The sequence below is a fragment of the Microbacterium sp. SCN 69-37 genome (genome assembly GCF_001724435.1).
GTDB lineage: Bacteria > Actinomycetota > Actinomycetes > Actinomycetales > Microbacteriaceae > Microbacterium > Microbacterium laevaniformans.
On the sequence record NZ_MEEL01000044.1, the window covers coordinates 16,159 to 28,950 of the forward strand.

Below are 12,792 nucleotides of genomic sequence, written 5' to 3' on the forward strand. Positions count from 1 at the left end.
CCTATCGCCGCACTCTCACAGCGGGCGGCGCAGCTCGCGCTCCGGGCCGATGGGTCCCGTCATCTCGAGTCCCGTCCGAACGAACCCGTTGCGCACGTAGGCCGCTTCGGCGCGGGCATTGTCTGAGTGCACGTCGAGGAAGAGGGCATCGTCGCCGAGGCTTCTCGCCCAGTCGGCACACGCCGTCAGGAGCGCGTCGATGAGGCCCGCACCCCGCGCCTCGGGCGTCACGTAGACACCCACCACATCGGAACGATCCGCGTCGAGCGAAGGCCCGAGATGATCGACGTCGCCCGCGGCACGGCGAAGAACGGTCGCCGTCCCCACCCACCGGCCGGCATCGTCCTCGGCGACGAACTGCGCGGCCGCGGTGCCCGTCGACGCACCGCCGGCGCGGTCTGCCCAGAACGCGGCCGGGTGCCGTGCGGCGTTCTCGGCGGTGTCGAGAAAGGCGATGGCGGCGTCGCGATCGCGCAGCGACTGCAGCCGCAGCTCCCGCACCCGCTCCCCCTCGTCGGCGCGCACGCGCCGCACGAACGGCCCGGCTGCGGGCGCCGCGCTCACTCGGCGATCTCTTGATACGCCGCGAACAGCAGCGACTCGTCGGGCGCCTGCAGCACGGTGGGCTTGGCGATGTCGTCGAGCACGATGAACCGCAGCATGCCGCCGCGGGTCTTCTTGTCGCGCTGCATCGTCGCCAGCAGTTGCCGGAAGGCCCCGGCGCGGTAGTTGGTCGGAAGCCCGAGCAGCTCGAGGATGGCGCGATGGCGGGCGGCCGAGGCATCCGACAGTCTTCCGGCGAGCCGCGACAGCTCGGCGGCGAAGAGCATGCCGATCGAGATCGCTGCGCCGTGGCGCCACTGGTACCGCTCGGCGTGCTCGATCGCGTGGCCGAGCGTGTGCCCGTAGTTCAGCACTTCGCGCAGCCCGGCTTCGCGCAGGTCCTCGCCGACGACGCGCGCCTTCATCTCGATGGCCAGTTCGATGCAGCGGCGGAACGCGGCTGACTGCGGGTCGACGGCAGCCTCCGGGTCTGCCTCGATGATGTCGAGGATCTCCGGGTACCAGATGAAGCCGGCCTTCACGACCTCGGCGAACCCGGCCACCCGCTCGTTGCGGCTGAGCGTGTCGAGCAGCGCCAGATCGCAGATCACGGCGCGCGGCGGCCAGAACGCGCCGACGAGGTTCTTTCCCTCCGCCGTGTTGATGCCGGTCTTGCCGCCGACGGCGGCATCCACCATGCCGAGCACCGTCGTGGGCACCTGCACCACCGCGACGCCGCGCAGCCACGTCGCCGCGACGAAGCCCGCCAAGTCGGTGACGGCTCCGCCGCCGAAGCCGACGACCGCGTCGGTGCGCGTGAAGTCGGCTTGACCCATCACCTGCCAGCAGAACGCCGCGACTTCGACACGCTTGCCCTGCTCGGCGTCCGGCACCTCGGCGAGCAGCACCTGACGCTCCCCCGAGGCGAGCAGCGACGCGCGCAGTTCGGTGGCGGCGGCCGACAGCGTCGGCGGGTGCACGATGAGCACTTTCTGCGCGGCGGGCGGCAAGGCGTCGCCCACCATGCCGAGGATGCCCCGTCCGATCGTGATGTCGTAAGGCTGGTCGCCGGCGACGCCGATGACGGTGGTGTCGGTCATTCGTGTGCTCCTCGGGCGTGATCGTCGCCGGCCAGCTCCGCCTCGATCCACGCCGCGAGGGCATCGACCGTGTCTTGCAGAGGACCGGCGGACGTGTCGAAGCTCACCTGGGCGAGCCGTTCGTAGAGGGGGCGCCGTGCGGCGTAGATCTCGTGCCAGCGCTCGACGGCGTCGCCCTCCTGCAGGAGGGGGCGCGCGCCGCCGCGGATGCGGGCGGCCACATTGTGCGGGGCGACGGTCAGCAGTGCGACGTGGTGATGGGCCAGCGCCGCCTGGGTGTCAGGGTGCAGCACCGCTCCCCCGCCGAGTGCGACGATGCCGCCCCTCTTGAGCGCGTCGGCCACAGCCTCGCGTTCCAGCTCGCGGAAGTGCGCCTCGCCGTGCGTGACGAAGACGGTCTCGATCGGGCCGTGTTCACGAGCGATCACGGCGTCGCTGTCGGTGAACGGCAGGCCCAGCCGTTTGGCCACCCGCTTGCCGACGCTCGTCTTACCCGCCCCCATCGGGCCTATGAGTACGATCGCAGGACTCGTCATCCGAGGGCGTCGTCGCTGTCCGCGGCCGTCTGCAGCGTCTCGGGGATCGCGGAGAGGTAGCTGCGGAGGTTACGGGCCGTCTCGCCGACGCTGTCGCCGCCGAACTTCTCGAGCACCGCCTCGGCCAGCACGATCGCGACCATCGCCTCGGCCACCACGCCCGCGGCGGGCACCGCGCAGACGTCGGAGCGCTGGTGGTGCGCCGTGGCGGCCTCGCCCGTCGTGACGTCGATGGTCCGAAGCGCGTGCGGCACGGTCGCGATCGGCTTCATGCCGGCGCGCACGCGCAGCACCGTCCCGGTGGACATTCCCCCCTCGGTGCCGCCGGCCTTGTCGGAGGAGCGCGTGATGCCCTCGGATGCCGCGAACAGCTCGTCGTGAGCCGCCGAACCCCGTCGGCGTGTGGTCTCGAAGCCGTCGCCGACCTCCACGCCCTTGATGGCCTGGATGCTCATCAGTGCCTGTGCCAGCTTGCCGTCGAGGCGGCGGTCCCACTGCACATGGGAGCCCAGACCGGGCGGAAGACCGTAGGCGAGGACCTCGACGATGCCGCCCAGGGTGTCGCCGTCCTTCTTCGCGGCATCCACCTCGGCGACCATGGCCGCAGACGTCGCGGGATCGAAGCACCGCAGCGGATCAGCGTCGAGCGCGGCGACGTCGTCCGGAGTCGGAAGGGCAGCGCCTGCGGGCACGTGAACGGGGCCGATCGACAGCGTGTGGCTGACGAGACGGATTCCGAGCTCACCGAGGAACGAGCGGGCGATCGCGCCCAGAGCGACGCGAGCCGCCGTCTCGCGAGCACTCGCGCGTTCGAGGATCGGACGCGCCTCGTCGAACCCGTACTTCTGCATGCCGACCAGGTCGGCGTGGCCCGGGCGGGGGCGCGTGAGCGCGGCGCCGCGGCCGCGAGACATCTCGGTCATCTCGACCGGCTCGGCACTCATGACCTCGGTCCACTTGGGCCACTCGGTGTTGCCGATGCGCAGCGCGATCGGGCTGCCCATGCTGAGGCCGTGCCGGACGCCGGCGGAGATCGTCAGTTCGTCCTCTTCGAACTTCATCCGCGAGCCGCGGCCGTAGCCGAGCTTGCGACGCGCGAGATCTGCCTGGATCGCGGCGCGGGAGACGGGGACGCCGGCGGGCAGTCCCTCCATGAAGGCGACGAGTTCGGGGCCGTGCGATTCGCCGGCCGTGAGCACGCGGAGCATTCGCCTAGTCTCCCACGAGCGCACGGGCCATGATGTCCACGACGGCATCCTCATCGGGCAGTGGGTGGTCGACGTCGCCCGTTCGGAACACGCGGATCTGCAGCACGGCCTGTCGCACGAGCATGCCGAGGCCGTTGACGGCGGGAGCACCCGCCGCCTGCCACGCCACGGCCAGCGGGGTCGGCCAGTGGCCGTACACGACGTCGTAGAGCAGCCCCCCGTCGGACGCGATCCGTCGGGAGGTGTCCTCCGGCAGCGCGGCGCCGCCGGGCAGGGTGGAGACGGTGAGCGGGACGGATGCCGGCGCCACCGTGTCCGGCGCCGCGATCGAGACGGCGACCGACAGACGCTCCCCCAGCTCGGCGAGGGCGTGGGCCGCGTCGGGGCGTCGCGCGACCACCTCGACCGTGCGCGCGCCGAGCTGTGCGAGCGCGACGAGCGCCGACGTCGCCGTCGCCCCCGCGCCGACGATGCGGCCGGTCTCGATCGCATCGAGACCATGGGCTCGCACGTCGCCGACGATTCCGCCGACATCCGTGTTGAAGCCGCGCCACTGCCCGCCCACGCGGACGAGCGTGTTGACGGCGCCGGTGAGCTCGGCCGTGCGATCGCGGTGCGTCGCGGCGGCGAAGGCCTCGGTCTTCAGCGGGAACGTCAGCGAGAGGCCCCGAAACGCCGCGCCCAGGCCGCCCAGCTCGCGCGAGAAGTCGGCCGCTGCGACTCGTCGGCGTCCATAGCTCCAGTCCCATCCCAGCGCGGCGTACGCCGCGGCGTGGATCCGGGGCGAGAGGCTGTGAGCGATCGGGTCGCCCCACACCTCCAGGAACGATCCGGTCGGGACCTCAGCAGTCGGCACTGTCATTGGCGGCGCACCACTGCTGCCACTGCGCCACGGCCTTCTCGTGCTCGGCATACGTGGTGCTGAAGATCGTCTCGCCGGTGTCGAGGTTGACCGTCACGAAGTACAGCCACGGCCCGTCTGCCGGATGCATCGCCGCGTCGATGGCCAGGTCGCCGGGGTTGGCGATCGGCCCGATCGGCAGACCCGGGTGCAGATACGTGTTCCACGGGTTGTCGTTGGCGAGGGCTTCTGCCGAGGAGCTGGCCGTGCCCTTGTTGATCTCGTTGTAGCCGTACTGCGCCGTCGAGTCCATCTGCAGCAGGCCGTGGGTCTCCTCGTTGTTGGGATCGAGGCGGTTCTCGATCACTCGGGACACCTTGTAGAAGTCGGCTGTGAATCGTGCCTCGCGCTGGATGATCGACGCGACGGTGAGGATGCGCTCGCGCTGGTCGGTCGGCACGCCGGCCTTGTCGAGAGAGGCCACCGTGCGATCGACCAGCGTCTTGATGACCTGCTGCGCCGTCCTCCCGGGATCGAACGTATAGGTCGCCGGGAACAGCCAGCCCTCGAGCGTCGTCGCGCTGACGCCGTACTGCGAGGGATCGGCGACCGCCGCCTGCAGATCGGCGAGCGGGATGCCGGTTCCGTCGGCGAGTCGCGTCAGGGTCGAGCCCATGGTCAAGCCCTCGGGCAGCTGCGCGGTGTTCTCGCGTCGGCTGCTGGGGTCTTCCAGAGCCTTCAGGGCCGCCGCGGACGACATCTTCTGCTTGAGCGTGTACACGCCCGGTTGGAAGTCCGGGTTCTGGCCGGTCTTGATCAAGTAGTCGTAGAAGGCGGTGTCCGTCTTCGTGACGCCCGCCTGGAACAGCGACGTCGAGATCGTCGATCCGGTGTCGCCCGTGACGATCGTCACCGTCGCGTCGCCCTCGGCGATGCCGTCCTCGTAGTCCTTGGGTTCTTCCCACCCCAGGAACGCGCGGATCTTGTCCTCGTAGGTGTTCCAGACGTAGAAGCCGCCCCCCACGATGCCGCCGAGGATTGCGAGGATCACCCCGAAGATCACCCAGCCCGCGATGCGGCTTTTGCGGCGATCGCGGTCGTGGCTCTTGCCGCGCCCGCGATCGGAGTGCGAGTCCCCGCTGAAGAGCGCATCGAGCTGCTGATGCACCGGAACGGCCTCGGCCTCTGGCGACGCCGGTGCCGGTGGCGCTGCCGCGGCGGTCTCGGGGCGGGGATCCGCGGTCTCGTCCGCGGCGCGCGCGGAGATCGGTGCTGCGATCGGTGCGCTCTGCGGCGACGGCGGGGTCTCTGACGCGGCGTTCGCCGCCGCGGCCGCCTCCCGAGCGGCGCGGCGCGATGGCGGCACGGATGCCGCGCCACCGGATGACGGCGCCTGCGTGCGCGGGGTCGGCAGTTTGCTGAACAGGTCCGCGAACTCGTCGTCGTTCGGCGGGGTGTCAGACATCAGGCGGGCTCCTGCGGGTCGGGCAATACGGCACCGGCGGGGGCACCGGTGCTCTTCTCGACGTCGATCGCCTGCTGCAGCAGGACGACGGCGGCGACTTGGTCGACAATCCTACGAGACGAACGCTGGGAGCGTCCGGCATCGCGCAGCGCCGCGTGCGCGCTCACCGTGCTGAGGCGCTCATCGACGAGGCGCACCTCCAGTCCGGATGCCGCGCGCACCTCCCTCGCGAAGGCGCGGGCATCGTCGGTGGACGCGGTCTCTCCACCGGACAGGCTGATCGGCAACCCGACGAGCAATTCCATCGCGGAGTATTCCTCGGCGAGCTGCGCGATGTGCGCGGCCGCGGCATCCGTTCGCGCAACCGTCTCGACGGGAACGGCGAGCAGTCCGTCGCGATCGCACCGGGCGACCCCGATCCGCGCCTTGCCGACGTCGATCCCGAGGCGCACGCCCGGTCGGAAGCCGCTCACGCGCCGGGTGTCTCCAGTGCGCGCGTCACCGCTGCGAGCGCGTGCGGGAGGGCATCCGGATCGGTTCCGCCGCCCTGGGCCACGTCGTCACGTCCGCCGCCGCCGCCGCCGAGCACGGCTGCGGCGTTCTTCGCGAGCACGCCCGCCTTCGCTCCCGCCGCGCGGGCAGCGTCGTCGGTGGCGACGATGACGACGGGCCGGCCGCCGACGACGGCGCCGAGCGCGACGACGGCGCCGGCTCCCACGCGCTCGCGCACCTGCAGGGCCAGCGTGCGCACGTCGTCCGCCGAGGCCGCGACGCCCAACGACTGGGCGACGAGACGGAACGCCCCGGTCGCCTGGGCCGATCCGGCCAGTTCCGGCAGCCGGCTCTCCAGCGCCTTCGCCTCGAACTGCGCGATGCGCTTCTCAGCCGCCTTCAGGCTTGCCGCCAGATCCGCGACTCGGCTGGCCAGCTGGTCCTTCGGCGTCTTCAGCGAGGTCGACAGCTGCGAGACGATGGCGCGTTCGGCAGCGAGCTCCCGGAAGGCGTCGAGACCGACGAGGGCTTCCACCCGTCGCGTGGAGGCGCCCACCGACGACTCTCCGACGAGGTTGATGAGGCCGATCTCCGCGCTCGAGCCGACGTGGGTGCCGCCGCACAGTTCGCGCGACCAGGGCCCGCCGATGTCGACCATGCGCACCGTGTCGCCGTACTTCTCGCCGAACAGCGCCATCGCGCCGGCCGCCTTGGCCTCATCGAGCGGAAGCACGCGCGTGGTCACCTGCAGGTTGTCGCGCACGGCGTTGTTCGCGATCTCCTCGATCTCCGTCTTGGTCGCCTCCGACAGGGTCTGACCCCAGGAGAAGTCGAACCGCATGTAGCCGGCGCGGTTGAGCGATCCGGCCTGCGTGGCCGACTTTCCGAGCGTGTCGCGCAGGGCCGCGTGCACGAGGTGGGTCGCCGAGTGCGCCTGCTGTGCCGCGCGGCGGTTGACGGCATCCACGACGCTCGTCGCGGGCTGGCCCACGCCGACCTCGCCCGAGGTCACCTCGACCGTGTGGCTGACCAGCCCCGGCACCGGGCGCTGCACGTCCAGGACCTCGAGTTCGTAGCCGGGACCCACGATCACACCCTTGTCGGCCACCTGACCGCCGCTCTCGGCGTACAGCGAGGTCTCGGCGAGGATCACCTCCGCGATCTGCCCCTGCACCGCCCGCTGCGCGGGGGCACCGTCGACGAGGAGTCCGAGGACGGTCGACTCGGTCTCCCAATCGGTGTACCCGGTGAAGACCGTCTCGCCCTTCGCGCGGAAGTCGCGGTAGATGCTCGTGTCGGCGAGCTGGCGCTTGCGGGAGCGGGCATCGGCCTTCGCTCGGGCCCGCTGCTCGTGCATCAGGGTGTCGAACGCGTCGCGGTCGACGGTGAGCCCCGCTTCTTCGACGATCTCCATCGTGAGATCGATCGGGAAGCCGTACGTGTCGTGGAGCAGGAACGCCTCCGCGCCGCCGATCGAGGTGGTCCCGGCATCCTTGGCCGCCGCGATGGACGCGTCGAGGTTCTCCGAGCCGGCGGCGAGCGTGCGCAGGAACGTGGCCTCCTCCGCGAGGGCATAGGTCACGAGACGGTCGTAGTCGGTGCCGACCACCGGGTAGGCATCCTTCATGGCATCCCGCGACGCCGCGAACAGGGTCGCGAACGTCGCTCCGTCCACACCCAGCAGACGCATGGAGCGGATGACGCGGCGCATGAGGCGGCGGAGGATATAGCCGCGACCTTCGTTCGCCGGGGTCACGCCGTCGCTCAGCAGCATGAGCGAGGAGCGCACGTGGTCGGCGACGACGCGGAAACGGACGTCGTCGTCGTGGTTCGCGCCGTAGGACTTTCCCGACAGGGCGACGGCGGCATCGAGCACGGGGCGCACCTGATCGGTCTCGTACATGTTGTCGACGCCCTGCTTGAGGAACGCGATGCGCTCCAGGCCCATGCCGGTGTCGATGTTCTTGTTGGGCAGCTCTCCGACGATCGTGAAGTCGTACTTGCTGCGCACATCCGTGATCTCGTACTGCATGAACACGAGGTTCCAGATCTCGACATAGCGGTCGTCGTCGGTTGCCGGTCCGCCGTCGATGCCGTACGCGGGGCCGCGGTCGAAGAAGATCTCCGAGCAGGGGCCCGCGGGGCCGGGCAGGCCCGTCGACCAGTAGTTCGTGTCCTTACCCAGGCGCTGGATGCGTTCCTCGGGAAGGTCGGTCAGACGCAGCCACAGGTCGTGCGCCTCGTCATCCTCTTCGTAGACCGTGACCCACAGGTCTTTCGGGTCGAAGCCCAGTCCACCGTCGTCCTCGGATGTGGTCAGCAGCTCCCAGGCGTAGCGGATGGCGCCTTCCTTGAAGTAGTCGCCGAACGACCAGTTGCCGAGCATCTGGAAGAAGGTGCCGTGCCGCGGGGTCTTGCCGACTTCTTCGATGTCGTTGGTGCGGATGCACTTCTGGTTATCGGCCGCGCGCGGGTACGGCGCGGGCACATCACCCGACAGGTAGGGGATGAACGGCACCATTCCGGCGACGGTGAACAGCAGCGCCGGGTCGTCGGTGACCAGGGATGCCGAGGGCACGATCGTGTGCCCGTTCTTCTCGAAGTAGTCCAGGTAGCGCTGGGCGATCTCGGCGGTCTTCATCTGTGGGTTCCTCGGCAGAGCACGGGCGTGCGGGACGGACGGTCCCGTACGGGACGGTGCGGGTGTGTGGTCAGTCGGCGTTCTTGACGACGTCGTGCGCGGCGTCCACGGCGCTGGATGCCGCGTCCTTCGCGGCCTCGACGGCGTTCGCGGCGGCATCCTTGACGTCTTCGGCGATGCCGTCGATCTTCGCCTCCTGGGCGCGATATGCCTCGCCGATGCGGTCGGTGAACTCGGTGATGCGCGCGTCGACCTCGGCGAGAACTTCGTGGCCGCGCGGATCCTTGTTCACGAAGTGGGCGGCGACGAAGCCTCCCGCGAGACCCACGACGAACCACAGCACCTTCTTCATGCGTTCCATGTTAGGTGCACGGCTCGTGTCGGTGGGTCTGCGGGAACGCCGAAGGGCGCCGGGGAGAACCCCGACGCCCTTCGGATGTGCACGCGCTCAGCGCGCGGCGTAGTACTCGACGACGAGCTGGACGTCACCGGTGACGGGGACCTCCGCACGCTTCGGACGACGCACGAGCTTGGCCTGCAGCTTGTCGAGCTCGACCTCGAGGTAGCCCGGGACGGGGGGCAGAACCTCGGCGTGGCCACCGAGGGCGGCGACCTGGAAGGGCTCCAGCGACTCGCTCTTGGGCTTGACGTGGATGGTCTGACCCGGCTTCACGCGGAACGACGGGCGGTCGACGAGCTGGCCGTCCACGAGGATGTGGCGGTGCACGACGAGCTGACGGGCCTGCGCCGTGGTGCGGGCGAAGCCGGCACGCAGCACGAGGGCGTCGAGGCGCATCTCGAGCAGCTCGACGAGGTTCTCACCCGTCAGGCCGTCCTGACGACGAGCCTCATTGAACGTGTTGCGCATCTGCTTCTCGCGGATGCCGTACTGCTCGCGCAGACGCTGCTTCTCGCGGAGGCGGACGGCGAAGTCGCTGTCCTGCTTGCGCTTGGTGCGGCCGTGCTCGCCGGGAGCATACGGGCGCTTCTCGAGATACTTGGCTGCCTTGGGGGTCAGCGCGACGCCGAGGGCGCGCGACAGACGCACCTTGCGGCGGTCCTGGGACTTCGTAGCCACGAAGTGTTCCTTTCGTTACGCGGACGCGACTGTCGCGCCTCGCGGACGTATCGCCTCTCCTCGCCCTGTCCGGACTGCACGCCGGGGCATGCCGGAAGGTCGGTGAAGAAAAGAGGGGATGCCCGAAAACCGGTTTCGAGCCACTCCACTGTATCAGAGGGCGTCCGCGTTTGAATTGCAGCGATAGATGTCGCGGTTGTCGCGTCGTTCAGTGTCCGATGAGGAGGGCTTCCTGGGCGGCGTCGACGGCCTCGGGCGTGAGGTGGGTGTGCCCGTTGATGTCAAGAACACGTCGGATCTGAGTGACGAGGCGATCGGCGAGGCGGAAGTTCCCGTTCGTGGCGCGCACGATCGCGGCGAGGGCGGCGGTGTGAGCGAGCCCTGAATCACCGGGGTCTGGTGCGGGGAGGCGCTGTGTGACGACGGCGGTGAGTTCGTCACTGCGGAGAGGACGGTATTCGTGGGCGAAGCCGATGCGGCTGTAGAGCTGAGGGTAGCGCGCGAGGCGTTTTTCAATGCCGGGCATGCCGATGAGGATGACGCCCATGTGGTGGCGGTCGTAGAAATCGCGGACTTGTTCGAGGCCGGCGGTTTTGAGCCGGTCGGCTTCGTCGATGATAAGCAGTTCTGTGTTCCCGCTGTGTTGGGATTCGGGATGGACGTAGGGGTCGACGTGACCGTACCGGGCATGATCAATGGCCCACGAGACTTGTTGGCACGCGCGGGGCAGGCCCTGGTCGATCTGCTTGATGGTGGCGGCGACGGTGGGGGTGAAGAACGCCGTTCGACTCTGCTGGACGCCCTCGGGGACGGGAGGGAGCAGGCCACCGTTTCGGGCGAGCGGGTACCACTGTTCCCAGTCGTCGGTGCCGGCGTAGTGGCGGGCGGAGAGAGTCTTGCCGATGCCAAGCGGTGTGAGCGTACGGTGTCGGCGAACTCCACGAATCGTCGGTGCTCTCGGGTGCTGACGAACGCGGGGCGGGTGTCGGTGTGTGGTGGGGGCGCCTGGGTGAATTCGTCGAAGGTGCCGTTGAGGAACCGTCGCCCGTCGTCGTCCGCGCCGACGAGGACGGACACCGGCTTTCCGACGGTCGATTCAGTCGTTGGCATAGGTCCTCAGCCTGTGTCTCTTCGATTGCGGGGCTGGCGCGTCGGGCTCGGAGGGAGAGAGAGGCGCGGCCGCGGGTCGGTGCCGAGTGTCTTCCGGCAGAGAGCTGGCGACGTTGCTGAGGGAGCGAAGTTGCTGCTTCAGCGCCCGGCGCCGGGTGTTCCTTGCGCTCTGCAGGTCGGCGAAGGTGATCGTTTCGGAGGAGCGTTCAGGGGCGATCGCGCGGCATAGGAACGCGTTGTCGTGAAACAGTCGGATCTCGCCGAGGTCGCGGGGGTCGTATCGGACGGTGACGTCTTCACCGACGTAGGCGGCGAGGACGGGCGAAACGTATCGGGTGGAGGCGAATCGGATGCCGTCGCGCTGCACTCGTCTGGTGGCGGTGGCGGTCAGCAACAGCAGGTCGAGGTCTTCCGAGTGTGCGGGCATACGCGGGATGAAGCTCCCGCTGCGCCAGCGCGCGTCCGGTGCCGTCCCGGTCGCGGAGTGCGGGCGCTCGTTGTACTCGTCGACGATGAACCGCTCGAGGACGTCATCGAGCTGGTGCAGGGTCAACATGGGGGCGCTGGTGGGTGTGCCGCCGGTGCCGTGCGGGATGAAGCCAGGTAGGTGCGGGAGCAATTCGGTCGTGATGGTGCGGTAGAACCGCTCGATCTTGCCGCGTCCTTGCGGAACGCCGACCCGCGAGTGAATGAGGCGCACGTGCAGATCCAGACACACCTGTTCGATCCGAGCAGAGGTGAAATCCGACCCGTGATCGCTGTAGAGAACATCGGGGAGCCCCGACACCACCCACGAGGCATGTCGTTTCCGGCTCGCGGCCTGGTGAAACGCCAGTGCGGAGCGCTCGGACGTGGGCGCCGAAACCGCTAAGGCGTATCCGGCGACGGCACGGGAGTAGTCATCGAGCACGATCGTCAGCCAGGGGCGCACAGGCGTCTGCTTGTCGTCGAGGATCATCACGTCCAGCAGCGTGCGGTCCATCTGCCACTGCTCATTCGGGGCGGTTGTCGTACGCCGGTAGACGAGCTCGAATTTGTCGCGATAGGCGTCACCGCCCTCAGCGAGAGCTGTCAGGCCCGGGTCGATAGCGTGCACGATTTGGCGAACGGTCGTGTACCCGGGAGCTGGCAAACCCTCGATCGCGCGCGATATCGCCGACGCGCCGATGGATGTACGCGATGGTGGGAGCCGGCCGGCGCACGGCCAGCGCCTCGATCGCCGTGACCAGTTCCGTGGGGATACGGGAGGCACCTTTATCTCGGCGAGGCGGTCTTGCGAGCTGCCCCGCACCGATGCGAGCGGCCCATCGTTGCAAGGTTCGCACCGTGACGCCGGAGTGCTCCGCGATCCGCGTCCACGGCACACCGTCGAGGTGTTGGCGCACAAGCTCGGCTTTCTGCCGGTCGCTGAGGTGCGCCATGATCCCTCGTCAGGCCCGCTCGACGTGATCGGCCAGGTGCCGGTAGATCGTGGGCCGGGATACCCCGAAGGTGTCGGCGATCTCTTGCACGGTGTGCGCACCCTCGTCGTACATCGCGCGGGCCTGTCGAATCTTCGTCGGCGTCATCTTGAACTTTGGGCCGCCCTTACGCCCCCGAGCTCGCGCCGCCGCCAGGCCATCATGCGTCCGTTCCACAATCAGGTCGTGCTCGAACTCGGCGATCGTGGCGAGCATATGGGGCTCTTCGCAGTTGAGGGTGTAGTCGAGGGTCGGCGGCTGGTTCGCGGATAGACGTCGAGGTCTTCCAGGATGGAAGTTCTCACACTGCCCATCTGC

14 protein-coding genes and 1 pseudogene are annotated in these 12,792 nt (G+C 69.2%); all 15 read right to left on the bottom strand.

Annotation, left to right across the window (positions count from 1 at the left end):
• Positions 1-15 precede the first annotated feature (15 nt).
• Positions 16-564 carry a GNAT family N-acetyltransferase gene (locus tag ABS64_RS12560; RefSeq protein WP_292683928.1) on the bottom strand — a complete coding sequence of 183 codons (549 nt, stop codon included), beginning with the start codon at positions 562-564 and terminating at the stop codon, positions 16-18.
• Positions 561-1,643: a 3-dehydroquinate synthase gene (gene aroB, locus ABS64_RS12565; RefSeq protein WP_292683930.1), complete on the bottom strand. Its 1,083-nt coding sequence runs from the start codon at positions 1,641-1,643 to the stop codon at positions 561-563. Before aroB ends, ABS64_RS12560 begins: the two co-directional genes overlap by 4 nt.
• Positions 1,640-2,179, bottom strand: coding sequence for a shikimate kinase (locus tag ABS64_RS12570; RefSeq protein ID WP_292683932.1), 540 nt, complete (start codon positions 2,177-2,179; stop codon positions 1,640-1,642). The genes aroB and ABS64_RS12570 overlap by 4 nt, the downstream gene beginning before the upstream one ends.
• Positions 2,176-3,387 (bottom strand): chorismate synthase, encoded by a 1,212-nt coding sequence (gene aroC / locus ABS64_RS12575; RefSeq protein WP_292683934.1) that lies wholly within the window; start codon positions 3,385-3,387, stop codon positions 2,176-2,178. The genes ABS64_RS12570 and aroC overlap by 4 nt, the downstream gene beginning before the upstream one ends.
• A gap of 4 nt (positions 3,388-3,391) precedes the next feature.
• Positions 3,392-4,249, bottom strand: a complete 858-nt coding sequence (locus ABS64_RS12580) for a shikimate dehydrogenase (protein ID WP_292683935.1) — start codon at positions 4,247-4,249, stop codon at positions 3,392-3,394.
• Positions 4,230-5,693: an endolytic transglycosylase MltG gene (mltG, locus tag ABS64_RS12585; RefSeq protein ID WP_288119764.1), complete on the bottom strand. Its 1,464-nt coding sequence runs from the start codon at positions 5,691-5,693 to the stop codon at positions 4,230-4,232. The genes ABS64_RS12580 and mltG overlap by 20 nt, the downstream gene beginning before the upstream one ends.
• Positions 5,693-6,166 carry a Holliday junction resolvase RuvX gene (gene ruvX / locus ABS64_RS12590; protein ID WP_061683470.1) on the bottom strand — a complete coding sequence of 158 codons (474 nt, stop codon included), beginning with the start codon at positions 6,164-6,166 and terminating at the stop codon, positions 5,693-5,695. Before ruvX ends, mltG begins: the two co-directional genes overlap by 1 nt.
• Positions 6,163-8,826, bottom strand: a complete 2,664-nt coding sequence (gene alaS / locus ABS64_RS12595) for an alanine--tRNA ligase (RefSeq protein ID WP_288119767.1) — start codon at positions 8,824-8,826, stop codon at positions 6,163-6,165. Before alaS ends, ruvX begins: the two co-directional genes overlap by 4 nt.
• A 70-nt stretch (positions 8,827-8,896) precedes the next feature.
• Positions 8,897-9,178, bottom strand: coding sequence for an ATPase (locus tag ABS64_RS12600; RefSeq protein WP_231477285.1), 282 nt, complete (start codon positions 9,176-9,178; stop codon positions 8,897-8,899).
• Positions 9,179-9,274: 96 nt separating this feature from the next.
• Complete coding sequence (gene rpsD, locus ABS64_RS12605) at positions 9,275-9,904, bottom strand: 30S ribosomal protein S4 (protein WP_005049541.1); 630 nt, start codon at positions 9,902-9,904, stop codon at positions 9,275-9,277.
• Positions 9,905-10,112: 208 nt separating this feature from the next.
• Positions 10,113-10,430: an ATP-binding protein gene (locus ABS64_RS12610; RefSeq protein ID WP_292683936.1), complete on the bottom strand. Its 318-nt coding sequence runs from the start codon at positions 10,428-10,430 to the stop codon at positions 10,113-10,115.
• Positions 10,431-10,466: 36 nt separating this feature from the next.
• Positions 10,467-11,000 (bottom strand): annotated as a pseudogene (locus ABS64_RS14710) (ATP-binding protein); the annotation flags it as partial.
• Positions 11,001-12,110 (bottom strand): Mu transposase C-terminal domain-containing protein, encoded by a 1,110-nt coding sequence (locus ABS64_RS12620; RefSeq protein WP_292683937.1) that lies wholly within the window; start codon positions 12,108-12,110, stop codon positions 11,001-11,003.
• A complete protein-coding gene (locus ABS64_RS12625; RefSeq protein ID WP_292683938.1) occupies positions 12,073-12,435 on the bottom strand; it encodes a helix-turn-helix domain-containing protein in 363 nt (120 codons plus the stop codon). Before ABS64_RS12625 ends, ABS64_RS12620 begins: the two co-directional genes overlap by 38 nt.
• A gap of 9 nt (positions 12,436-12,444) precedes the next feature.
• On the bottom strand, positions 12,445-12,690 hold the full coding sequence (locus ABS64_RS12630) for a helix-turn-helix domain-containing protein (protein WP_292683939.1): 246 nt from the start codon (positions 12,688-12,690) through the stop codon (positions 12,445-12,447).
• Positions 12,691-12,792: the final 102 nt, after the last annotated feature.